Below are 23,237 nucleotides of genomic sequence, written 5' to 3' on the forward strand. Positions count from 1 at the left end.
ATGAACGATTCAATCACTTTTTTCAATGAAATCGATACGATTGCATCCAACACTTGGCCTGCCGAGATTACCACCTATATCGATCACTGGCAGTTGCGAGCCACACAAGGTGTCACGAAGCGCGCCAATAGTGTGCTTGCCATCGGTGATTACCCGAAAACCGCCGACTGGCTGCCGCTTGTCGAACAATTTTATGCAGACAAAGGCCTTCCTGCCACTTTTCATATTAGCGATGCATCCCCTCCTGGGTTGGACGAGATGTTGGATTCACAGGGGTATGTCCATGAGCTTCCATGTCTCATGATGTTTGCTGACGCTCAAGAAGCAACTGCATTAGCACAGGAGAAACTTTTGCTGAAACCCCCTTTGTCGATTACGACCGAATGGATAGGCGAAGTGGACGAGGAATGGTTGGATGCTTTTCTTGAGCTTGAACGTTACGACAAGACGCTCAAAGACTGCTACAAAGGAATATGTGACCGAATCTCGAAGACTAAAGGTTTTGTAAAACTAAAAAAAGATAATCAAATTATCGCCGTCGCTACGGCTATCGTCGAAGGCGAATATGCCGGCTTTCTGAATGTGGTTGTAAGCGAGAAAGAGCGAGGCCAAGGTCTGAGTTACTATCTTCTGCATGCCCTCTCGTCTTGGAGTCTGGAGCATGGCGCAACTCAGCAATATTTGCAAGTTGTCGCTTCCAATACGACCGCTGTTTTGTTATATGAAAAGCTTGGCTACCAAACCAAGTATCGCTATCATTACCGAATTAAGTATGATTTGCGCCCCTTTGCAACATCCTAACAAAGAATTTGTTAAGGATAGGAAAGGAGTCTAAGTGCATGGCAACAGCTACTACGCCAAAACCTGTTTTTCCACCACAGCATCAAAATACACAGCCTGGCATTGAGTCACAGATGAACCCGCGTCCCGAGTTTGACAACGCTGCTTACAAAGCAGCCGGCAAGCTGAAAGATAAGGTCGCGCTAATTACCGGAGGCGACAGCGGCATAGGCCGGGCGGTTGCGTTAGCCTTTGCCAAAGAAGGCGCCGACGTCGTGCTCGTCTACCTTAATGAACACGGAGATGCGGAAGAAACGCAGCGGCATGTGGAGAAGGCAGGCCGTAAATGTCTCCATGTCGCAGGTGACGTTGGCGATGAGAACTTTTGCAAGAAGATTATCGAGCAAGCCGTTCAACAATTCGGGAAACTCGATATTCTCGTGAACAATGCCGCCGAGCAGCATCCGCAGCCAAGCATCGAGAATGTGACGTCCGAACAGCTCGAACGAACCTTTAGAACGAATATCTTCTCATTGTTTCATTTAACTAAAGCTGCTCTCCCCCATCTCAAATCGGGAAGCGCCATTATCAATACAGCTTCCATCACAGCTTACCACGGACATGAGCAGCTGATCGACTATTCCGCCACGAAAGGCGCGATTGTTACTTTCACACGCTCCCTTTCCCTGCAGCTGAACGCCAAGGGCATTCGCGTGAATGCCGTCGCGCCAGGTCCAATCTGGACACCGCTGATTCCGTCTACTTTCACCGAGCAGGAAGTCGCGACCTTCGGCTCAACGACGCCGATGAAGCGCGCAGGGCAGCCAAGTGAGCTTGCAGCAAGCTATGTCTTCCTGGCTTGCGAGGATTCCTCCTATATGGCGGGTCAGGTGCTTCACGTGAATGGCGGAACGATTGTTAATGGATAAAGAATAAGAAGAAGAACCGTCAGGGAAATCCTGACGGTTCTTTTCGGCTTGACGAACATCTCATCGGAACTGGAGTCCGCTACGCTTAGACGCCTACCTTGAGCATCAGCTTGTCCCATATCCATTTCGTATAAGCAAGCGTTTCTCTAGCTTCATGATACGGCATGAACAGGACTTTGGAATCGATGGATGAAACGAGCGGCTCTTTCAATCCTACCGTTTCCGCAATATCAAGCGATCGTGAGCCATGATAAGAGTGCGTCACAATGATGGAGCTCACTAGGCCCTGCTCGTCCATAATTTGCTTGGAAAACAACAAATTCTCGTACGTACTTGTCGCCCTTGGTTCGATCAGAATGCTTTTGGCGGGCAGCCCCTTTTGGACTAAATAATTGCGCATGCCCTCTGCTTCAGTCAGTTTAGAGCCATTATGATCCAAACCGCCGCTTACGATCAATTGCTTGAACTTTCCTTGTTTATATAAGTTAACAGCTAAATCCAAGCGTTCCTGAAGCCCTGGGCTTGGAATATCTTGACGCAGCGATGCTCCTAATACAATGCCGACGTCAACCTGCTTAGGCAAAACTTGGTCTGGAGCGACTTGCACCTTCCACTGAACGTAAATAATCCAAGCAACGCAGAGAAGGAACAAAACGATAACAGTTCGGAATAAAAAAGCTAGCCTACGGCGAAATTTCGACTTTGAACCAGTTTTTGAAGATGGTTTTGCAGCTTTGCGCGGTTTTGGGGAAACCGTTCGTTGCTTATGGTTCATGTTTGTTTTGGCTGTCATCCAGGTGCTCCTTATCCAAAAATGCGCTTACTTGTCGGAACAATGTAGCCGCATCATCGCTATGGCAAATAAGGTGGTTGGATCTCGGATGCCAGTGGAGCTCACGTTGACCCTTCACTTTGCTATAAATGTAACGCGCACTTTGTGGATGAATCACTTGATCCTTCTCTGATTGTGCAATTAGCGTAGGAATACTCACTTGACTAAGTTCGGGCTTTAGTTTGTTAACTAACCGCGCAAACTGCCAAGTGGCTCTCAATGGTGTTGATTTGGCCTTGTCGAGCGAAATTTTCCTCTCATATTTCCACTCATCACGAATCACTTCAAGCATCCGGCCTGGACTTACATAAATTACTGCCGTATTTAATAAAATGAGTTTGCGAATCGGGTATCTCACGGATAAATACGCGGCCAGCAAACCACCCATCGAGAAGCCCACCATGTCAAACTCGCCGTATTCTTGCGTCATTTTCTCCGCTTGCTCTTCGGCTGCCCTCACCCAATCTTCCCAGCGGGAAGTTTTCAGTTGGTTTTTGGAATCCCCATTCCATGGGAGTTCCGGCACCTTACAAAGTTGACCGCGTTCACGCAAATGCCGAGCTAACGGCTCAACTTCATAAGGCCCACCTGTAAATCCGTGGAACAATAAACAGGGTTGTTTCACCCGGCATCCCTCCCGTCAATCTTTCCATTGTAACGTCGATACATTTTAATTTATTCTATTTTTCCTTAATCGTGATGGTATTAATCGTTACCTTTTCTTTCGGTTTGCTCGGCGTAGCTTCTCCGCCCTTCTCTACAGGGGTATCGGCAATTTTCGCAATTGTTGCCATGCCCTCCTGCGTCACTTTCCCGAAAATGGTATAATTCGGCATTTGGTTCAAGTTCGCGCAATCATCACCTGAGCAGATGAAAAACTGGCTGCCATTCGTATTCGGGCCGGAATTCGCCATTGCGACTGTACCAGGCTCGTATTTGTGCGTGGTTTTGAGTTCATCAGCAAACTTGTATCCAGGACCGCCCATGCCCGTTCCTTGCGGATCCCCTGTTTGAATCATGAATGATTTGATAATACGGTGAAACGTCACGTTATTGTAGAAGCCTTCTTTGGATAAAAACACGAAGTTGTTAACCGTTTTGGGAGCTTCCTTCGCATAAAGATCAATCGTAAACGAGCCTTTCGACGTCGTCACTTCCGCTTGATAGTTTTTATTTGTATCAATCGTCATATCCGGAGCCTTGCTCCATTGCTTTGCCGCTGCAGTAGCCGCTGGTGAGGCGACAGCAGAAGCAGCCGGCGCTGTCGCGCCGCTTTTTGGCGTAGCCGTACCGCCAGCAGTTTCCGCTGGTTTGTTGCCGCAGGCCGAAGCAAGCATCGTAAGTGCGATCAATGTGAGTGGTAATAGTTTCGCTGGTTTAAGCAAATTCATTGTAAATTCCTCCGTCTAGTGGTGGGTTTCAAATAACTGCATTACGGCGTTTTGGGAACAATGACTTGTTCCCCATCCGGCTTGCCATCCTTCGGTTTATCCGGAGTTCCATTACCCGGTTTGTTCGATGGCGTAGGTGTCGGACTTGGTCCATTGCTTGAGTTCGGACTTGAACTCGGAGTTGGACTTGGATTCGTGCTTCCACCTGGCTTGACCGTGTTACCCGGCGTTGGCGTAGGTGTAGGCTTCGTTCCCGGTGATTGCGTCGGATTAGTCGGGTCCATCCCATTGCCTGGTGAAGGTGTAGGCGACACTCCCGGTGATGTAGACGGCTTCGTTCCGTCCGGAAGCGTGTCATCCTTAGGAACTTCCACAGAAGCCACGTTCGATCTGGCGCCTTCGACATTCGTATCTGCACTGAACGGAACAACATAATACTGATACGTTTCCCCGCTGAATACCGACGAATCATTCACGATTGGTGTAGGCGATTGGATCAGAAGTTTAGCATCCGTCTCCTTGGAACCCTTACGGTACACATTATAACTCGTCTTCTCGCCAACCGGTGTCCATGTTAGTTTAACAGATTTCTTATCAATCTCATAAACAGCCGCTAGATCGGTAACTCCAGTAGGCGTCTCCGTTGGTGTCGGCACATTCGCAGGCTTCACGAAATTGGTGATAGGAACGCCATCCAGTGACTTGGACATGATTTCTTTGAAAAGTGCGGCTGTGCCTCCGCTGCCGACAGTTACATAGTGCTTCGAATCCACCTTATCGAAGCCTTCCCACACGGCCGCTGTCCACTCCGGCGTATAGCCAACGAACCAGACATCACGGTCATACTGCTCGATACCTTTAATATCCAAACCGGTTGACCCTGTTTTACCTGCGACAGGACGATTGAATTTCGCCTTCGTACCCGTGCCGCCTGTTTCGACAACTCCTTGAAGAAGAAGGGTCATATAATAAGCGGTTTTCGGCTGAATCACTTGTTTCTTTTCTGCTTTATAAGCAGCGATTTCTTTCCCTTGAGCATCCGTTATGCGAAGAATCGCATGGGTTTTGTTGAGTGATCCTTGGTTCGCGAACGCTGAATAGGCAGTTGCCATTTGCAGCGGTGAAACCCCATCCGTAAGACCTCCAAGGGCGATAGCCAAGTTTCTGTCTTTCGTCGGATTTAACTGGATGCCCAGGTTTTTAGCAAAATTGATACCTGCATTTACGCCCATTTTATCTAGCAGCCAGACTGGAGCTAAGTTATACGACTTTTTCACAGCTTCCAACATCGTGACTTGACCATGCGTTACACGGTCATAGTTGCGTGGCGAATAAGTCCCATTCCCAAATGAAGTTTGAGAATCATCCAATATGGAATATGGCGTATAATCCCCGCTCTCTAGCGCAGGTCCGTATGCTGCGATTGGTTTAAAAGAAGAACCCGGCTGCCTTTTGGAATAAATACGGCTAAACCCACGCGATTTGTAATCTCGACCGCCGATCATCGCCATCAAACCGCCTGTTTTGTTATCTACAATAACCATTGCGCTCTGAATTTTCTGCCCGTCCGTTGCATCCTTCTGGAAAAAGCTCGGATTCGCGTAGGTTGTCTCCATGATTTGTTGCGCCTTCGTATTCATCGTTGTGTAGATGCGGTAACCTTTTGTCAACAACTCATCTTCATCTATATCGTACATATCTTCCGCTTCATTCATCACATAATCCACGTAGCTGGCGTAATCCTTTGTGCTCGTAGCGGCCACCGCAGGAGGTGTATAATCCACAGCAGCAGCTTTCGCACGTTCAGCTTCCGTTATATAACCTTGATCTGCCATCAATTTAAGCACGACACCCCTTCGCTCTTTGGACAGATCCGGATTCGCTAACGGCGAGTATTTCGAAGGTGCCTTCGGCAAAGCGGCTAAGGTAGCCATCTCCCATATCTCTAAGTCATTCAAGTTGGATTTGCCAAAATAAACCTTGGCTGCCGCTTTAATGCCATAAGCATTGCTGCCAAAGAAAATGCGATTTAAATACCGCTCAAGAATTTCATCCTTGGTATACTTCTCATCCAAAGCAAACGCAATGGACATCTCCGTTCCTTTACGGAACGCTGTCTTCTCTGAGCTGAGGAATACGTTTTTGGCTAACTGCTGGGTAATGGTACTTCCGCCTTCAACGGCGCTCATATGAATAACGTCCTTGACAAGCGCTCGGCCAATCGCCCAGAAGTCTACACCGGAGTGCTGCTCAAACCGGCGATCTTCCGTCGCAATAAACGCCTGCTTTAATCGTTCCGGAACGTCTTTGATGTTCACGCTCTCCCGGTTCTCGCCTTTATAAATCTTAGCGATTTCCTTAGGCTGTGCATCCTTGCCTTCTTCCTGCGCATAAATAAGGGTTGATTCCGTCGTCGTCTCGATTTTATCGATATTCATTTCCAGAATCTTAAAGCCGTTCATAATAACGACAATATAAATAGCCATTGCACAAATGATTGCCAATATCGTTGCTATAATGGAACCTAAGATTAATTTGCGAAAATTAAACTTTTTCTTTTTAGGACCTTTCTTCTTGCCTTGTGGTTTCGTTTTGGCATTCGTTGTTGACTGTTTATTCGTAGGTCTCTCCAAATCCACCGACTCCCTCGTTGTACAATTCTTTATCTATTAACCAACAAAAGAACAACCTTAAACAAGGTTGCTCCCACAAGTTTCTATTCGGTTAGACGGTTCAGTCCATTAAAAAGTTGCAAAACCAAACGAGTAAAGGAATATTATTCCGTTGTTTCCGTTGCAGCCATTAAAGAAACAGCGCGTTGCGGCGTGAACGTAGAAATGGCATGCTTGTACACCATTTGCTGACGGCCTTCGCTGTCAATGATAATCGTGAAATTGTCAAAAGCGCGGATAAGCCCTCTGATTTGGAACCCATTCGTAAGATAGACGGTTACGGGAATGCTTTCTTTGCGAAGTTGATTTAAAAAGTTGTCCTGAATGTTAATGGATCGGTTCATCAGTAGGTCCCCCTTAATGGAATGAAACTATCGCCTGACGGCGCTATTTTCTAGTGGTCATATTTGTTAATTATATTCAATTTTATGTACAAACTTTCCTGCTAGTATATCACTAATCTTTTCGAAATGGGCAGAAAAATTTGCCGGCTCCGTTACATCCACCCAGTTAATATCTTTCATATGCCGGAACCAGGACAGCTGCCTCTTGGCAAAACGGCGCGTATCTCGCTTCAGCAGCGTCACAGCCGCATCAAGAGTAAGCTCGCCCTCCAAATAGCTAACGATTTCTTTGTAGCCAAGTGCTTGCATAGAAATGGCCTGCTTCGGACAACCTGCGGACAAAATCGACTGAACCTCGTCCACGAGTCCCTCTTGCATCATCTCGTCGATGCGCTCTTCAATGCGCTTATAGAGAAGCGCACGATCCATCGTCAGTCCAATGATACATAGTTCGTACGGGGACTCTTTTTTCTGGGCGGCCAAATGGGAAGTCATCGTCTCACCGGAGACATGATAGATTTCCATAGCCCGAATCACCCGTCTACGGTCATTGGCGTGCAGGCGGTCTGCGCTATCCGGATCAATTTCACGCAGCTTTAAGTGCAGGGCTTCGTCGCCATGCTGAATCGCGTAAGCCTCCTGCTCGAGACGGAACGCTTCATCCATACTGACATCTGTAAATTGATAGTTATAACAGACAGATTCAATATATAGGCCTGTACCGCCAACGATAAAAGGAAGTTTTCCACGCGAGTGGATATCAAGGATTAATGCTTTCACACGTTCTTGAAATTCCGCTGCCGAAAAAGGGTAGGATGGATCATGAATATCAATTAAATGATGTGGAACAAGCAGCTGTTCAGCTTCGGTCGCTTTGGCTGTTCCAATATCCATCCCCCGGTAGACCTGCATGGAATCTCCGGAAATAATTTCGCACCCGAACTTCTGGGCAATTTCTAAACTAAGCTTGGTCTTGCCAACTGCCGTGGGACCAAGAAGCACGAGTAATTTCGGCTTGGCTGATGGGGCTAACACAGTCGAATCACTCCATACGTTGTTTTGGTCGTCGATCGTAATACATGCTCAAAGCCAAGACGCGCAAATTCCTTGCTGTCTCTGTTTTCTTTGAGCACAATGCTTTTGCGTGCAACACGCCTGGCCTCTTCGATTGAATCCAGCGTGATGGCCTCATCGTTCGCATTCCTTCTAAGATGAGATATCGCTTGAGATTCTTCGATGGGATTGCGAAACATCGGATCAAAGTATACAACATCCACGCTTTTTGAACCTAATTGTTGCAAATAGGCAAGATGATGCAGCTTGATAACCGATATACGCCTCATGGCCTCGTTAAGCTCCGCCACCTCTGATTCGTAGAGCGCTAAGCCCTCTTGAATCAACATGGCCGGAATGGCTTCGCTTTCTACTGCAGTAACGCTTCCTTGCGCGCCGACGGCGAAGGAGAACACGATCGAATCTGACGCTAAACCTGCTGTACAATCCACAATGACATCGCCACCTACCGCACCGGAGGCTTCAATCAATAGGTCTGTTTCACCTCTCAACATACGCTTCACGCGAACGAGTGCCATACTGGGATGGAAAAAAGCTGCAGGATGGTCATCTTCATAGTACCTGATCTCTTCCCTGGTCACAAGCAGAAGGGCAGAATCATTATTATTTTTCCTAAGATGTTCCAAAGAATACTTCCTTCGGGGGACGAATCGGCCGCCATACGCTTCAGCCAATCGCCCTGCTTTGCTTACCGTCTCAACCGAAGGATCAAAAGATGTCGTTACAATCACGGGGTTACATCACTCGCTTAAACATTTTTTCCAGTTCATAGGTCGTAAAACTAACAACAATAGGTCGTCCATGCGGACATGTATACGGATTTCGGCAGCCGGCAAGTCGGTCAATAAGCGTCTCCATCTCCAAGACACTAAGTCCTTGATTCGCCTTAATTGAGGCTTTGCAGGAACACATAATCGCTGCTTTCTCCCTCAATTTGGCGATATCAACCGCCTTCTTCTCGCTAAGCACCCATTCGCACATTTCTTCAACGATTCCTTTTTCTTCCCCTGACGGGAACCAATGAGGATGAGCGCGAACAAGGAACGTATTCCCGCCAAATGCTTCCATAAACACGCCGGCTTGTTCAAAAAGAGACAATCGATCCGCGAGGATCCCAGCCTCTGAAGGTGTAAACTCCAGTGTTATCGGAACAAGCAGTTCTTGGCTTGCCTCAGCAGGATTGCCAAAACGCTCATAATAATATTCATAATTAATCCGCTCATGTGCAGCATGTTGATCAATTAAGTATAGGCCATCGCCATTTTGTGCAATCAAATAGGTGCCATGCATTTGACCGATAGGCTCTAAGCTTGGAAAAGCAGGCAGCTTCGGCTGATCGTTCTCTTCATTCGAAGGCAGCAAATCCATGAAGGCTTCATTCGTGCGGCGCTGCTGCTGAATCGAAACTTGTCTTGGGTTTGCGGATGCCGGCGAATATGAGCTGGCAGCCTGCGTTGATGAGGCCCTGCTAGAATACGACGGGCTCGCGCTGGTTGTATGTCTTTGAACCTCTGCAGGAGGAGACCATGATTTAGGCTCTGCCGCTCTTGCCGACGGTTCATATACCGGTTTCGGCTGCTCAGGTTTGTAAGCTGTCACGCTTTCTTTGATTTGAACCCGCGGAGCATCCGTTTCCACCGGAATTTCCATTGCTTTTGGAACACCAGGATTCGGTGCTGTTAACGGTTCAATCGTTCGCGTGAGATCCAGCTGCTCCTGAATATAGGCACCCTTCGGGGCTGACGGCTTGCTTCCCGTAGGAATCAGCACTTGTCGGCCGAATAATCGTTTGACCTCCGCCTCGATTAACGCCGTCAACTCCGCTTCTTTGCTGAAGCGGACCTCAAGCTTGGATGGATGCACATTCACATCCACCAGGGCAGGGTCCATCCCGATTTGCAGCACTGCAACCGGGAAGCGGTTGATCGGCAGCAGGGTATGATACCCCTGCAGCAGCGCTTGATTCAGCGCGAAATTGCGGACATATCGGCCATTCACAATGGTCGATATGCCGCCGCGATTCGCGCGCGTCATTTCGGGCTTCGCAACGAAGCCCGTGATGGTGTAATCCAAGCTATCCACTTGGATTGGAAGCATTTGCTTGCCGATAGCTGTGCCGTATATGCCGGCGATGACTTGAAGCAAATCGCCGTTGCCCAGCGTTTGCAGCAGCATATTGCCGTTGTGCTTAAGCGAGAAGGCAATGCCGGGGTGAGCTAGCGCTAACCGGTACATATAGTCCGAAATATGGCCTAGCTCGGTTTGGATCGTTTTCATATATTTGAGGCGTGCAGGCGTGTTATAAAATAAATCTCTTACCGTCACTTCTGTCCCGCGCGAAGCGGCTGTTTCTTCAACCGTCCGAATGGTTCCGCCTTCGATGGAGATTTTCCGCCCCAAACCATCATTGGTAGAGCTTGTCACACACTCCAGTCGGGAGACCGACGCTATACTTGGCAATGCCTCGCCGCGGAAACCCAATGTGCGAATCGAAAACAAATCTTTACTTGTCGCAATTTTACTCGTCGCGTGCCGCTGAAAGGCTAATTCACAGTCTTCGAGCGCCATACCGGTCCCGTTATCGGACACGCGAATCAACTGCAGTCCACCTTCTTCGATGGTTACATCAATCCGTGTGCTTTCTGCATCGACCGAGTTCTCAACAAGCTCTTTGACGACGGAGGAAGGGCGTTCCACCACTTCCCCTGCCGCAATCTGGTTCGCGATATGTTCGCTTAAAAGCTGGATTTTACCCATAATACCTTAGTTCCCCTTTACAGCTCGGATGGAAACATGATCTCCTTGCTCTTTCACTTGCAGCTGTGGAAAATATTGCTTGAACAGGTCAACATTCACATAGCTTGCGCCATTTTCGATGATTAGCTTGTCATCCTCAACCGGTATGGCGTGAGTCCCTTTGTTGTCGGAAATATCGACGGTATGGTTCGCTTCATTCCATGTAATGTTCGCCCCAACTAAGGCAGCCAATCCGCGAGAAGTTGCAAACAATTTGCCGTTTTCATGGAAGTTCCCGAAACCGCTGCTAACTTCAACCCCATTATACGTCACCAAATGATTGGAAATGTCAACTTGAATATCAGGGATGCCTGCCGTGTGCAAAGCTGTAATGAATTGCGCAGCTGGCCCATCTACCTTCACATCTGGCGTAATGCCGACTTTGTTCACCTTCCGTTTGTTTGGTGTCAGATACTCTTCAATCGTCACTTTCAGTGCGCTGTTGTTATCTAGCTGATACAGCTGCTGTACGCTTCCTTTGCCATAAGTTTGCATGCCGATTACTTTCGCAACGTTATAATCCTGTAAAGCGCCTGAAAGCACTTCCGATGCACTGGCACTGTTCTCATTAGCTAAAATATAAACAGGAATCGATAGTTCGCTCCCGCCTTGAATCAATACAGGATCATCCACGCCATTACGGTCTCTCGTATGAATGAGCACGCCGTCTTTCACGAAATGCTTGGCAATGTTCTGCGCCGTGTCCACTAGGCCTCCGGGGTTATTGCGCACATCTAGAATCAACGATTTCAAACCTTTCGCTTGAAGCGCAGCAAGCTGTTTATCAAAATCCTCATCCGCATCGCTGGAGAAATCTGTAATTTGGATATACCCTACCCCGTTCGTAAAGCTTTGGCTGTACACTTCAGGGACGTTAACCCCTTTGCGCGTAAGCTCAACGGTCAATTCCTTCTCTCCGCGAGCAACCGTTATCTTTACTTTCGAGCCTTCCACACCGATGATTTTGTTGCGAACTTCATCGATCGACGTTGTCGAGGCAGGCACACCATCTACCGCACGGATGTAGTCATCCCGCTGCAAACCGGCGATTTCCGCAGCTGAACCTGCAAAAATTTCCGTTAAATATACGCCTTTTTCGTCAATTCCGATGCGTGCACCCATACCAACATAATTATTTTCCAAAGAACTGGAGAACTTACCAAACTCTTCTTGGCTAAAGAAAACCGTATAAGGATCCTTCAATCCATCGATCATTTGTTTAATACTTTGACCGGCTAATGCTTCCTCCGTTACACCGCTCACATGCATTTTCCCGATAATTTCCCTGACCTGCATGGTTTGCAAATCTTCTTGGGCTAACGCGGCACTAGCAGGCAATACGGCCATTAAAGCAGAGACGAGGGCTAAGGTTACCTTCATTTTTTTCAATCTAGGTTGATTTTTCATGTGCGTCTCTCCTTGGGTTTATAAAATAAATAGATGAATGCCATCCGTTTTATTGCAGCTTTTGTTTCCATTCGTAAACCAAATTCAGCGCCTGCAGAGGCGTCATATTGATTAAATCAATCCCCTTCAGCTGGTCAATCACCAGCTGAGACTTCGTGTCCGGCTTCTTCTTGCCGGACACAGCCGCCGCGCTGTCCTCCTCGAAGAGGGACAGTTGCTGAATCGGGGCGGACGCAGGAACAGCGTCCGCCACAGCTGTTGCGGCGGCGACTTGGGCAGTACCCGCCGCCCGCTCTTCAAAGCCATTCAGCAGCTCGTAAGAGCGCTGAATGATTGCATCCGGCAGCCCGGCGATTTCGGCACAATAGATGCCGTAACTCGTACTTGCTGCCCCAGGAATAAGCTTGCGCAGGAAGGTTACCTGCCTGCCGCTTTCCTTGACCGCCATGCAATGATTCCGCAGATGGCGGAGGCTGTCTTCCAGATGCGCAAGCTCATGGAAGTGAGTCGATACAAGCGTCTTGCAGCCGATACGATCATGCAAGAACTCGATAACGGCCTGCGCAATCGCCATGCCTTCTCCCGTTGAAGTGCCGCGTCCGAGTTCATCAATGATGACAAGGCTCTTGCTTGTCGCTTTCTCCGTCATCACTTGGATGTCCATCATCTCGACCATGAACGTGCTCTGCCCGCCGATCAAGTCATCGGCCGCTCCAATTCTCGTGAAGATCCGGTCTGTGACAGGAATACGCGCGGACCTTGCAGGAACGAAACAGCCGATCTGCGCCATCAGGCAGATGACGGCAACTTGCCGCATGTATGTACTCTTACCGGCCATGTTCGGGCCGGTAATAAGCAGGATGCGGCCTTGCTCATCTTCAAGGCGCGTATCGTTCGCAATGAACGAGCCGTCTTGGATGACCGCCTCTACCACAGGGTGGCGGCCTTCTTCTATATGGAGATCGAAGCCTTCGCCGATCTCCGGCTTGCGGAAATGCTGCGCCGCGCTGACAGCAGCCAGAGATTGATAGACATCGGCGGTCGCAATCACCTCCGCCAGCTTCTGCAATCTGGAGATATGCTGGGAAATCCGGTCGCGAAGCTCCGTGAACAGCTCATACTCCAGATCAATCATTTTATCCTGCGCTTCCAGAATGAGCGCTTCTTTCTCTTTCAACTCCGGCGTGACGTAACGTTCCGCATTCGCCAGTGTTTGTTTGCGTTCATAACGGCCTTCTTGTAGCGCCGACATGTTCGCTTTGGTCACCTCGATAAAGTAACCGAATACTTTGTTGTAGCCGATCTTGAGCGATTTAATGCCCGTCGCTTCGCGCTCCTGGCGCTCCAGCTCCGCAATCCACTGCTTCCCGTTGGTACTCGCCTCACGCAGTTGATCCAGGTAAGGCTGATAGCCTTCACGGATCATTCCTCCATCCCGAATGGATACCGGAGGCTCATCAACAATCGCGTTAGAAATCCACGCCATCACGTCGTCGCAGACATCCATGTTCTCAACAAGCTTACGCAGGGTCGCAGAACCGGATTGTGCACAAACTTCCTGCAGTAAGGGCACCTGCTGCAAGGAATGCTTCAAAGCGACCATGTCGCGGGCATTCGCATTTCCATAGGAAATACGCGCTACGAGACGTTCCAAATCGTAAACTTCCTTCAATGCTTGCTTCACGTCATCACGTACGATGAGCTGATTGTAAAGCAAGTCAACAGCTTCCAGACGCTCTTCAATGCGTGAAACGCTCATTAACGGCTTCTCGATCCAGCGGCGCAGCATCCGTGCGCCCATTGCCGTTACGGTCTTATCGAGCAGCCAAAGCAAGGAGCCCTTTTTCGCTCGTTCGCGGACTGTCTCTACGAGTTCAAGATTTCTTCGTGTGAAAGGATCCATCGTCATGAATTGATCAGGTTCATAGACCCTGATATGTTTCACGTGAGTAAGTGCGCGTTTCTGCGTTTCTTTCAAATAAGCGAGCAGTAAAGCCACGCCGTTACGATTAAGTGACGATAAACCGGAAAGCGCGGAATCTTCAGCAAAATGCTCGTCCAACAGCTTCTCGTCCGACTGCGTCCACTCGGTTAATACCGTGCTCCGTCCCCACGTGACACCGGACTCGCGAATTGTCGCTAATAAGGCTGCATCTGTGATAATCTCGGAAGGGTTGTACACATTAAGCTCATCTACAACGAGCTCCCAGGAAGGAGCCAATTTCGTCGTATACAACTCTCCTGTTGAAATATCGCATGCCGTAAAGGCATATCCTGCTTCGCTGCTTACCAGAGAAACAATGTAATTGTTGCTGGATTCACCTAACAACTTGCTGTCCATGACCGTACCCGGTGTCACAATCCTCACAATTTCGCGACGGACAACGCCTTTGGCTTCAGCAGGATCTTCGACTTGTTCGCAGATCGCAACTTTATAGCCTTTCTCGATCAAACGAGACATATAATTCTCAGCCGAGTGATGAGGCACGCCGCACATCGGAATTTTCTCGTCTGCGCCGCCTTCTCTTCCGGTTAAGGTGATTTCCAACTCACGGGAAGCGTTGATGGCATCTTCAAAAAACATTTCATAAAAATCCCCCAGACGAAAAAACAAAAATGCATCCGGGACCTGCGCCTTCACGGCCAAGTATTGCTGAATCATCGGCGTATATTGGGCCACCTTGCGTTCCTCCAACCAATCACTTTATTCACTAACAACCACTATGAAACTACTATTTTTTCTTTTCATAGACAGGCAAAATATTAAAAAGCAGTAACCGCTAAAGGCCCCAATCGCCCGAATACAGCCTGCCGGTTGGACAGGCACATCCGGATCTACGAGCCTCTAGCGTTAGCCAATCTTCCATCTTTGTATAGATAATCTATTATAACATGATTCCTTCTTCAATTGCTTCTTTACGGTTGTACGGAGCAATTTTCCAAGCTTTGCGAATGTCTTCTCTCTCATCCCAAGGTTTCATGGATAAAATCCGCTTGCGAAAGCGGTCGAGAACAGCAGCATGCACCTCATAGCCCTTCAAAAGTTCAAGATCCTGCCAAAGCCTGGCAACCACACTGTTAAGCCGCTGCTTATCACCGCTATAATAGGCTGCTTGGATGTCCAGATCCTGCAGCGGCTGCCTTGCAAGCAGCAAGTAATTATCCGCTATAAGCGCAGCAAGCGCGAAAACCCCGCGCGTAATCAAGGGCGACTGCATCCAGCTCGGCAGCGTGCGGTACTCGAAGCCCCCGTGCGACTTTTTGCGGAAGTCGCCGAGAAAGCCGTATCTGGGGCGACGCTGGCCCGTTGTGTCGCCTTCGATCAAAATCAAAGGCAGCGCGAGGTAGTTATCGAGCGCGCGCAGAAGATGGGCATTCAGCCAGCAGCGGCTGAAGTGGATATGCCCGCCGAGGGGGTAGCCCCCCACCGGCATGCCGCCCGAGAGCCACGCCAGGCTCTCATCAGGGATGGACCGCGCGGCGAGCTGCATCGTAGACAGCAGGTTCCTCGCCAGCTCGCGCGGGTCTGCGCTGGGCTGCGGTCGCAGCTCCGCCAGCGGCAGGATCAGGCGCTGCCCGCTGAGCACGATGGCATCGCAGCCGACATCGCCTTTGCGCGTCAGGAAGCGGTCGGCGAAGACGACTTGGCCTTGCGGGCTCAGCAGCAGGAACTCGGGATCGGTTCCGAGCATGACCCGCTCCTTGCGCAGCATCTCCTTCGAAAGTGATAGTTCGTACCGGTCAATGGCCTGTGCGAACAGCTGCGCCAGCTTGCCATTGAGCTTAGGTACCGGATCTACATCCAAAACAACGGTATGCCCAGAGGCCAGAACCCCGATTGTAGCCAATCCATAATCCAGACCTAGCGCATAAATGGCTTTAACCGCCTCACGGCTTGCTCGGCGCACATGAAAGCTAGCTCGGTCCGGCAGGACTTCTATGTAGGCGGAGCTTGCATTTGCTTGCCGCTGATTAAACAGCGTTTTCTCAGACAACAGCAGCGTTTCTTTTTTCTCATAAACAATAAGCGTTTGTAGATGAAAGACAGCCACTTTATATTTGTGAGTAAACGTTGGCGGGGCATCCTTCATCAAACCGCGCTTCTTCAGAGACGCTAAGGTCTTCAACCCATGCATAGCCAACTGCTCATCGCGCTTAGCGCTTGCCTTTGCCCTCAGAATCGCTCGAATTGGCTGCAGCGCCTGTTTCTGTGGCCACTCATCATGGGCGGCTCCCCAGTGTATGATGATCCGTCCCTGCCAGTCATCCGGAAGTTTCGTACCACTCGGAATTTGAATAAGATCAGCCAGCTCCAGCGCTTCTTTCTCCTGTGCGTGCAGTAAAAAGGATTCCATCGAGATTGCCCCTTCTCGTTAAGCCCAAATATGTCTATAAAACAAAAAAGAGGGCAAATGCCCTCTGCCGAACCTGCAACGCCAGCATACACTGGCGTATAGGGTTCATTAATCCAGATCATCCTCAAGAAGTTCGGCATCGAGATCCTCGAAATCTCCATCGCCGCTATCATCGAAGTCCACATGTTTGTCGTCGAAATCTCCCGGACCATACGGGCTCACAATGACAAACACTTTCGTTTCGGCGATGAGCTCGACTTGGAACTCGCGCTCAACCCGAATCACTACGCTGTCGCCGCTTGTAGCGATACTGGCTTCCACACAGTTTGGCTCTTGCGTTGCGACAGCAGATACTTCAGCTGTCGTTGGCTTATGTTTTTTGTCCAGATAGCTTAGTCCGACGACTTCTACATAAGAAACGGTTTCTTTTGCTACGTCTGTTTTCGTGTTGCGATCGTAAGAATACCAGATGTTGATATCATAAGTACCAACTACCTCTACGCCCTCTCCAGATTGGATCGCCTCGAATTGGTTATTAATAATCCAAGCGCCCAATATACTGGTCGGAGAAAAGGGCGGAGTCACGGTATGACTTACATGTGAAAATTTGCGACCTTTACCGCAGACAGCTTTAGTAATGATCTCTCTGCTTTGCAAATCTTTATCTAATGACATCCTTTCAACCTCCTCCATACAATCATTCATTACAAGTGTATGCAGGACAGTAGTCTAGAGTGACAATTATTTTATATTATTTTTGCTGTTTAAAAATAGGAATATCTGTTAGAGTCAACCCGCCCCCGCGCGGTTTTTTTTTTGCTTTTTGGCAATCGATAAATAGATCTTCAGCTCTCTGTTTAGCAGTAAAATCGCGGATCGGACCTCGAATTCCTCACGGCTTTCCGGCAGACTCATCTGTTTATAACGGGCATCCAGCTCTTGCAATTCTTTCTCCGCTTCGCCTGTATAATAGTCTTCCTTCACAGATTGGCTAATATCTTCAAGAATCTTTGCAAGTAGTTCTCCTTGCGGTAAAGCCTGATACACCTGCGCGACCAGAACGAGCATCCGATTCACCGACTCCAGCTGCTCACCCCTCATATAGAAATAAACCCGCCAGTAGGGTTCTCCCCCGAAAATAAGCGTATTATCTAACGAGCGCTTGGCTAGCGCGGCACCTAGATCAATTTGTTCACTGACCTCCAAAAGCTCCTTCCCATCCCAAACGATGGAATTATCCCGCAAATGCTTGGCCATATTCATAAAAATAATCGAAAATAAGTCCTCTACTCTTCTTTTCTGCGCCGCCATCGCTTTATCCGCCTTCGGCATATAAGCAATATTGATGAGTGTAGCAACGCCTAATCCGATAAGCAGTAAAATCATTTCGTTCCATACGGCTGCCCAGCCATCATCCTCGTACGCATAAAGATGAAGCAAAACAACGGCTCCGGTCACGGCTCCCTCTGAAATCCTCATGCGATGCAAGACCGGGAATACCAACAGAATGAATAAAACGACGACCCAAATATGAAAACCCAAGAACCTGAATAACAAGCTGCCCATCAATAGTGCGAGCATAGAGGAAGCTATGCGATGCAATGAGCTTTCTATTCCTTTTTTCTTCGTTACTTCTATTCCGAGAATAGCTAGCAGCCCTGCGGCAGCCGGCGTTTTGATCCCGAATAGATGAGCAAGATACATCGCTATACCCACCGCAATGGCCGTTTTGAGCACGCGAAAGCCCATAGCGTTTCACCTCTTTACTGGTTGTACTATGGGCTCCATTATTTCATTTTGATTACAAAGTGGCAAGTATTACCGATGTTTTGTCAATCTTTTTTCTAAATTGGATACGATCTGATACATGAAAGTCGCTACAATCGCAATAACGAACAACGTCGAGATCACCAATGTAAAATTAAACACCTGAAAGCCGTATATGATTAAATACCCGAGACCCATTTGGGAGACTAGAAACTCCCCTACAATGACACCGATCCACGCTAAGCCTACATTTACTTTCAAAGTCGAGACAATCGCAGGAAACGATGCGGGTAAAATAACTTTTTGGAATACTTTTCTCTTCGTACCCCCGAATAAGGACACTACTTTCACGTAATTCTGATCAACCTCTTTAAAGCTGCCATAAACCACAAGTGTAGTGATAATGACAGTAATCGAAAGAGTAGTGGCTATGATCGAAAGCAATCCTGGACCCAATCCAACGATAAAAAGAGGCCCTAATGCAACCTTCGGCATACTGTTTAAAACGACGATATAGGGGTCAAGCACCCTGGAAAGAAACGGAGACCACCAAATGATGACAGCCAATGCGGTGCCGAATAATGTGCCCAGCACAAAACCTATGATTGTCTCCACAACCGTGACACCCACATGAGGAAGCAGGCTCCCGTCCAACAGTTTATCCCAGAGCAGTTTAAATACTTTCGTTGGGTAGCTGAACAGGAGCACATCAATCCATTTTAACCGGGCCGCTACTTCCCACAGAGCAAAAAACACAAGTAAAATGATCAGTTGAACAAGTCTTACCTGCTTTGTTTCCCTCTTTTTTGCTTGAGCAAACCGCTCGTGAACCTGTTTGGTAAGTGAATCTTCTCTTGCTATATGTTTAGCCGAGTGGCGTTGATTCTCTATCATGCGTCATGCCCTCCAAACTCCTGCCAAATCAATCGAAAGAGTGCATGGAACCCTGGCAATTCTCTTGCTTCAAAAGGCACTGATGTGCGAATATCGTCTGGAATATGAAATTCTTGCCGTATCCGCCCAGGGTTAGGATCCAGGACAATAATACGGTCGCTCATCGCAATGGCCTCAGAAATGTCATGTGTTACAAGGAGAGCAGTTTTCTTCTTGGCTTGCAGCGTTTCCACCACCAAATCTTCCAGCTGAAGCTTCGTCTGGTAGTCGAGTGCAGAAAACGGTTCATCCAGCAGCAGCAGCTCGGGCTCGGTAGCGAGTGTGCGGACCAATGCGACACGCTGGCGCATTCCCCCGGAAAGCTGCGAAGGATAATAATCCTTGAAGCTGTACAGCCCCATTTCTTCCAGCAAGTGAAGCACGCTTTGCTTCTTCTCTTTTGTCAACATACCTGCAATCTCTAAGCCCATGCAGGCATTATCTTCAATCGTCCGCCAAGGGAACAGATAGTCCTGCTGCAGCATGTAACCAACCCTTGTCGATGGACCGTTCACCGCGTTCCCAGCCACCGTCACGGCGCCTACAGTTGGCCGAATAAGGCCGGCAATGATCGACAAGAGAGTCGTCTTCCCGCAGCCGCTTGGTCCGATGAGACTCACAAATTCGCCGCGCGCTATCGCAAAATCGATCCCCTGCACAGCAAGTGTCGCCCTCTCTTCGGTCACATAAACTTGAGTTACATTTTGAACCGTCACAGCTGAATCCATGTTCGTACTCCCCTCTCGCCCTTCATTGCCTTCCCACTTGCTTCTTAAGGTTTTACGGTCGATTTGGCTTTCTCTGCGAATGTGTTGTTCACTAGCGTTTTCCAAGCCACTTTTTCTTTCAGTTCTCCTGCTGAAGTCATGACATCGAGCAAATTGTTCCATTCCTGCTCATCGACGAGGCCGTCCGTAGCAAATGAACCTTGATCTTTGTAACGTTTAACGACACTTTTTACAATTTCAACATCGATGTCTTTAAAATAAGGCAAAACGGCATTCGTGATTTCATCTACACTTTTCGCCGCAACCCATAGCTGTGCGCGTTGGATTGCATTGGTGAACTTTTGAACCGTGCCCGGATTTTGCTTGATGAAACTTTGTTTGGTCATGAATACCGTGTAGGGCAGGTGACCGCTCTCGACGCCAAAGGAAGCCAGCACGAATCCTTTTCCTTCTTTCTCCACAATCGATGCCTGCGGTTCAAATAACTGCACATATTCCCCGGTTCCCGATGAATAAGCTGAAGCGATGTTCGCAAAATCGATGTTTTGAATCAGCTGAAGATCTTTCTGAGGATCGATGTTGTGTTTCTTGAGCGTGAACTCCCCTGCCATCTGTGGCATTCCGCCTTTTCTTTGCCCGAGGAATACAGAACCTTTGAGTGAATTCCAATCAAACTGATCTACTTTCTTGCGAGCCACGAGGAAAGTCCCGTCCGTTTGCGTTAATTGAGCAAAATTAATAACGGGATCATCTGAACCTTGCTGTGACACATAAATGGACGTTTCCGAGCCAACCAGCGCCACATCGATGGCATTAGAGAGCAAGGCCGTCATGGTTTTGTCACCGCCAGGTGTTGTTGTAAGCTCTACATCAAGGCCCTCATCCTTGAAAAAGCCCTGTGACAGCGCCACATACTGTGGTGCATAAAATAAAGATCGCGTTACCTCACCAATGCGAACCTTGGTTGTTTCCGTGCTTTTCGTTCCGCAGGCCGAAACGATGCTGCTGAGCAGCAAGACCACGGTTAAAGCAGCTCCCCATTTTTTCCGAATCTTCATACGACGTCCCTCCGATAAAAGTAGTAATCTATCCTATGCAGGAGCCCAGAAGACGGTTAATGGCAACTTTTGGCTAAATTGTTTGTTGCAGCACAAAAAAACAGCACCCCAAGACAGTGGTCACTGCCGAAGGATGCTGCTCTTATGGTTTTAAATGCCGTATACCGACTTATACTTTTCCTCCAAATACTGAACCAAGTACTCTGGATTCAACTCTTCGCCCGTTACTTGGCGAATAATTTCGTTTGGCGTCAGCAGTTTTCCGTGCTTATATACTTTTTCTGTGAGCCATTCCTTAATCGGCGCCAGATTGCCTTCGGCGATCAGGCTTTCGAATGCCGGCAGCTCTTTACGCAAGGTTTGCGTAAATTGTGCAGCATACATGTTGCCGAGCGCGTAAGATGGGAAGTACCCGAACGCTCCGCCTGACCAATGCACGTCTTGCAGCACGCCTTCGCCATCATTTGCCGGGGTTACGCCCAAATACTCTTCATATTTGGCATTCCATGCCGCAGGCAGATCCGCTACCGAGATGGTTCCGTTAAACAGCCCTTTTTCCAGCTCATAACGAATCATAATATGTAAGTTGTACGTCAGTTCATCCGCTTCAATACGGATCAGCGATGGTTCAATGTGGTTAATCGCCTTATAAAAAGTATCGACATCCACTTGATCGATCTGCGGAGAGAACGTCGTTTGCAGTTCACCATAGTATCTGTCCCAGAACGCTTTGCTGCGGCCAATCACATTTTCCCAGAAACGGGACTGTGACTCGTGAATGCCCATGGATGTTCCGGTGCACAAGTTAGTGCCTACCAAATCGTCGGAAATGTTCTGCTCATACAGCGCATGTCCGCCTTCATGAATCGTTCCGAATAATGCGGAGGTAATATCATTAGGCAAATAGCGCGTTGTAATCCGCACATCTCCTGGATTCAGCGCCGTCGCGAACGGATGCACGGTCTCGTCCAACCGGCCAGCTTCGAAATCGTACTGCATTTGCTTCAAAATCGATAGCGAAAATTGTTTCTGTTTGCTGATCTCAAATTGTTGATCCAGGAAAGAACGATCCGGCTGATTCGGCGACGCCTGGATACGCTGCAGCAAGGGAACCGCTTTTTCGCGTAGAGCTCCGAAGACTTCATCCAGCTTCTCAACCGTCATGCCAGGTTCGTACATATCGAGGAGCGTGTTATATTTATGACCTTCATATCCCCATAGTTCAATAAACTCTTGGGTTGTTGCCACAATTTTCTCCAAATACGGCTGGAAGGAATCCCAATCCGAATTGTGTTTGGCATCTTCCCAAGCAGATTCGGCTTGAGACGTCAGCACGACATAGGCTTGATACTTCTCAGCAGGTATCTTTTTGGAGCGATCATATTCTTTTTTGCACTCTTCAACCATTTTTCTCGAAATGGCATCAAGCTGTTCAAGTTCAGCAGGCTGCGTGAAAAAAGCAACGTATTCGCCCATTTCATCGGACGTGGACATGCGGAATACTTCGGTGGAGAGCTCTCCGACTACTTCAGAGCGTGTTCCAATCCCTTTTTTCGGGGCGCCAGTCCGCATATCCCAATAAATTAGGGCGATGGCCTCCTCGTATTGCTTCATTTTACGAACATAGGCTTTGAACGATTCTAGCTTGGCTGTGGCAGTTTGCACACTCATGCTTCAAATCTCCTCCCATCAATTTCTATTTTCATCATACTTCGTCCTTTCCACAGAATCAAATTTATTGATCTTGTGGTAAAATGATGACTAGCCATTATTTTTAATGCTAGTTAGAGTCATTGTCAAACAACATAGTGAGGAGATAACATCCATGAAAATTACATTTACCGATTCAGCAATTGAGCGATTAACCCCATATATGGGCCAAGGTGACGCCCTGTTGAAGCTTGTTTTTGATACAGAAGGATGCGGTTGTTCCGTTAACGGCGTGCCGACGCTCTGGTTGGTTTCCGAAGAAACTCAACAGGATTTAACTGCCGAAACCAATGCTCTTAAGCTGATTTATAACAGCAAGGATGAAATTTTTTATGAATCGAATATGAAAATTGACTTTTCTGAAGGAAATAAATCCTATATACTGAAGAGTAATAATCAGATTTACAATGCGAGTATGAGCTTGGTCGACAAAAGATAAAGCTGCATGGGACGTATAAGCA

Annotated in this window: 20 protein-coding genes; 3 read left to right on the forward strand and 17 right to left on the reverse strand. The window is 48.3% G+C overall.

Features of this window, described 5'->3' with window-relative positions; genetic code table 11:
• Positions 1 to 801, forward strand: coding sequence for a GNAT family N-acetyltransferase (locus tag ACUN27_RS22000; protein ID WP_315949472.1), 801 nt, complete (start codon positions 1 to 3; stop codon positions 799 to 801).
• 38 nt (positions 802 to 839) lie between these two features.
• Positions 840 to 1,709, forward strand: coding sequence for an SDR family oxidoreductase (locus tag ACUN27_RS22005; protein WP_315949471.1), 870 nt, complete (start codon positions 840 to 842; stop codon positions 1,707 to 1,709).
• Between the two features lie 85 nt (positions 1,710 to 1,794).
• Here ACUN27_RS22005 and ACUN27_RS22010 read toward each other — a convergent pair whose 3' ends face one another.
• From ACUN27_RS22010 to ACUN27_RS22090, 17 genes are all read right to left on the reverse strand, one after another.
• Positions 1,795 to 2,502: a YdcF family protein gene (locus ACUN27_RS22010; RefSeq protein ID WP_326062542.1), complete on the reverse strand. Its 708-nt coding sequence runs from the start codon at positions 2,500 to 2,502 to the stop codon at positions 1,795 to 1,797.
• Positions 2,474 to 3,166: an alpha/beta hydrolase gene (locus ACUN27_RS22015; RefSeq protein ID WP_315949468.1), complete on the reverse strand. Its 693-nt coding sequence runs from the start codon at positions 3,164 to 3,166 to the stop codon at positions 2,474 to 2,476. Before ACUN27_RS22015 ends, ACUN27_RS22010 begins: the two co-directional genes overlap by 29 nt.
• A 55-nt stretch (positions 3,167 to 3,221) precedes the next feature.
• Positions 3,222 to 3,932, reverse strand: coding sequence for a peptidylprolyl isomerase (locus tag ACUN27_RS22020; protein ID WP_315949466.1), 711 nt, complete (start codon positions 3,930 to 3,932; stop codon positions 3,222 to 3,224).
• 41 nt (positions 3,933 to 3,973) lie between these two features.
• Complete coding sequence (locus ACUN27_RS22025; RefSeq protein WP_326062544.1) at positions 3,974 to 6,565, reverse strand: PBP1A family penicillin-binding protein; 2,592 nt, start codon at positions 6,563 to 6,565, stop codon at positions 3,974 to 3,976.
• Positions 6,566 to 6,708: 143 nt separating this feature from the next.
• Positions 6,709 to 6,948, reverse strand: a complete 240-nt coding sequence (hfq, locus tag ACUN27_RS22030) for an RNA chaperone Hfq (RefSeq protein WP_127451633.1) — start codon at positions 6,946 to 6,948, stop codon at positions 6,709 to 6,711.
• 66 nt (positions 6,949 to 7,014) lie between these two features.
• Positions 7,015 to 7,983, reverse strand: a complete 969-nt coding sequence (gene miaA / locus ACUN27_RS22035) for a tRNA (adenosine(37)-N6)-dimethylallyltransferase MiaA (RefSeq protein WP_315949463.1) — start codon at positions 7,981 to 7,983, stop codon at positions 7,015 to 7,017.
• On the reverse strand, positions 7,977 to 8,753 hold the full coding sequence (locus tag ACUN27_RS22040; RefSeq protein ID WP_315949461.1) for a class I SAM-dependent methyltransferase: 777 nt from the start codon (positions 8,751 to 8,753) through the stop codon (positions 7,977 to 7,979). The genes miaA and ACUN27_RS22040 overlap by 7 nt, the downstream gene beginning before the upstream one ends.
• Positions 8,754 to 8,757: 4 nt before the next feature.
• Complete coding sequence (gene mutL, locus ACUN27_RS22045; RefSeq protein WP_445559607.1) at positions 8,758 to 10,779, reverse strand: DNA mismatch repair endonuclease MutL; 2,022 nt, start codon at positions 10,777 to 10,779, stop codon at positions 8,758 to 8,760.
• A 6-nt stretch (positions 10,780 to 10,785) separates the two neighbouring features.
• On the reverse strand, positions 10,786 to 12,225 hold the full coding sequence (locus ACUN27_RS22050; RefSeq protein WP_315949457.1) for a S41 family peptidase: 1,440 nt from the start codon (positions 12,223 to 12,225) through the stop codon (positions 10,786 to 10,788).
• 49 nt (positions 12,226 to 12,274) lie between these two features.
• Positions 12,275 to 14,905: a DNA mismatch repair protein MutS gene (gene mutS, locus ACUN27_RS22055; protein ID WP_445559608.1), complete on the reverse strand. Its 2,631-nt coding sequence runs from the start codon at positions 14,903 to 14,905 to the stop codon at positions 12,275 to 12,277.
• Positions 14,906 to 15,110: 205 nt separating this feature from the next.
• Positions 15,111 to 16,580 (reverse strand): putative amidoligase domain-containing protein, encoded by a 1,470-nt coding sequence (locus ACUN27_RS22060; RefSeq protein ID WP_445559609.1) that lies wholly within the window; start codon positions 16,578 to 16,580, stop codon positions 15,111 to 15,113.
• A 108-nt stretch (positions 16,581 to 16,688) separates the two neighbouring features.
• A complete protein-coding gene (gene cotE / locus ACUN27_RS22065) occupies positions 16,689 to 17,255 on the reverse strand; it encodes an outer spore coat protein CotE (protein ID WP_315949453.1) in 567 nt (188 codons plus the stop codon).
• Between the two features lie 114 nt (positions 17,256 to 17,369).
• Positions 17,370 to 18,329 (reverse strand): aromatic acid exporter family protein, encoded by a 960-nt coding sequence (locus ACUN27_RS22070; protein ID WP_315949452.1) that lies wholly within the window; start codon positions 18,327 to 18,329, stop codon positions 17,370 to 17,372.
• A gap of 69 nt (positions 18,330 to 18,398) precedes the next feature.
• On the reverse strand, positions 18,399 to 19,241 hold the full coding sequence (locus ACUN27_RS22075) for an ABC transporter permease (RefSeq protein WP_315949450.1): 843 nt from the start codon (positions 19,239 to 19,241) through the stop codon (positions 18,399 to 18,401).
• Complete coding sequence (locus ACUN27_RS22080) at positions 19,238 to 20,008, reverse strand: ABC transporter ATP-binding protein (RefSeq protein ID WP_315949449.1); 771 nt, start codon at positions 20,006 to 20,008, stop codon at positions 19,238 to 19,240. The genes ACUN27_RS22075 and ACUN27_RS22080 overlap by 4 nt, the downstream gene beginning before the upstream one ends.
• 44 nt (positions 20,009 to 20,052) lie before the next feature.
• The gene (locus tag ACUN27_RS22085) at positions 20,053 to 21,066 is read right to left on the reverse strand and encodes an ABC transporter substrate-binding protein (RefSeq protein WP_445559610.1); all 1,014 of its coding nucleotides are present in this window, start codon (positions 21,064 to 21,066) and stop codon (positions 20,053 to 20,055) included.
• 150 nt (positions 21,067 to 21,216) lie between these two features.
• A complete protein-coding gene (locus ACUN27_RS22090) occupies positions 21,217 to 22,737 on the reverse strand; it encodes a carboxypeptidase M32 (RefSeq protein ID WP_315949445.1) in 1,521 nt (506 codons plus the stop codon).
• A gap of 154 nt (positions 22,738 to 22,891) precedes the next feature.
• On the opposite strand from ACUN27_RS22090, the gene ACUN27_RS22095 reads away from it, so the two are divergent.
• Complete coding sequence (locus tag ACUN27_RS22095) at positions 22,892 to 23,215, forward strand: iron-sulfur cluster biosynthesis family protein (RefSeq protein ID WP_315949442.1); 324 nt, start codon at positions 22,892 to 22,894, stop codon at positions 23,213 to 23,215.
• Positions 23,216 to 23,237 lie beyond the last annotated feature (22 nt).

The organism is Paenibacillus sp. WC2504 (assembly GCF_052682475.1).

Coding starts and splice junctions, on each gene's coding strand:
- ACUN27_RS22000 (WP_315949472.1), top strand. CDS start 1: ATGAACGATTCAATCACTTTTTTCAATGAAATCGATACGATTGCATCC.
- ACUN27_RS22005 (WP_315949471.1), top strand. CDS start 840: ATGGCAACAGCTACTACGCCAAAACCTGTTTTTCCACCACAGCATCAA.
- ACUN27_RS22010 (WP_326062542.1), bottom strand. CDS start 2,502: ATGACAGCCAAAACAAACATGAACCATAAGCAACGAACGGTTTCCCCA.
- ACUN27_RS22020 (WP_315949466.1), bottom strand. CDS start 3,932: ATGAATTTGCTTAAACCAGCGAAACTATTACCACTCACATTGATCGCA.
- hfq (WP_127451633.1), bottom strand. CDS start 6,948: ATGAACCGATCCATTAACATTCAGGACAACTTTTTAAATCAACTTCGC.
- mutL (WP_445559607.1), bottom strand. CDS start 10,779: ATGGGTAAAATCCAGCTTTTAAGCGAACATATCGCGAACCAGATTGCG.
- ACUN27_RS22050 (WP_315949457.1), bottom strand. CDS start 12,225: ATGAAAAATCAACCTAGATTGAAAAAAATGAAGGTAACCTTAGCCCTC.
- ACUN27_RS22060 (WP_445559609.1), bottom strand. CDS start 16,580: ATGGAATCCTTTTTACTGCACGCACAGGAGAAAGAAGCGCTGGAGCTG.
- cotE (WP_315949453.1), bottom strand. CDS start 17,255: ATGTCATTAGATAAAGATTTGCAAAGCAGAGAGATCATTACTAAAGCT.
- ACUN27_RS22070 (WP_315949452.1), bottom strand. CDS start 18,329: ATGGGCTTTCGCGTGCTCAAAACGGCCATTGCGGTGGGTATAGCGATG.
- ACUN27_RS22075 (WP_315949450.1), bottom strand. CDS start 19,241: ATGATAGAGAATCAACGCCACTCGGCTAAACATATAGCAAGAGAAGAT.
- ACUN27_RS22080 (WP_315949449.1), bottom strand. CDS start 20,008: ATGGATTCAGCTGTGACGGTTCAAAATGTAACTCAAGTTTATGTGACC.
- ACUN27_RS22085 (WP_445559610.1), bottom strand. CDS start 21,066: ATGAAGATTCGGAAAAAATGGGGAGCTGCTTTAACCGTGGTCTTGCTG.
- ACUN27_RS22090 (WP_315949445.1), bottom strand. CDS start 22,737: ATGAGTGTGCAAACTGCCACAGCCAAGCTAGAATCGTTCAAAGCCTAT.
- ACUN27_RS22095 (WP_315949442.1), top strand. CDS start 22,892: ATGAAAATTACATTTACCGATTCAGCAATTGAGCGATTAACCCCATAT.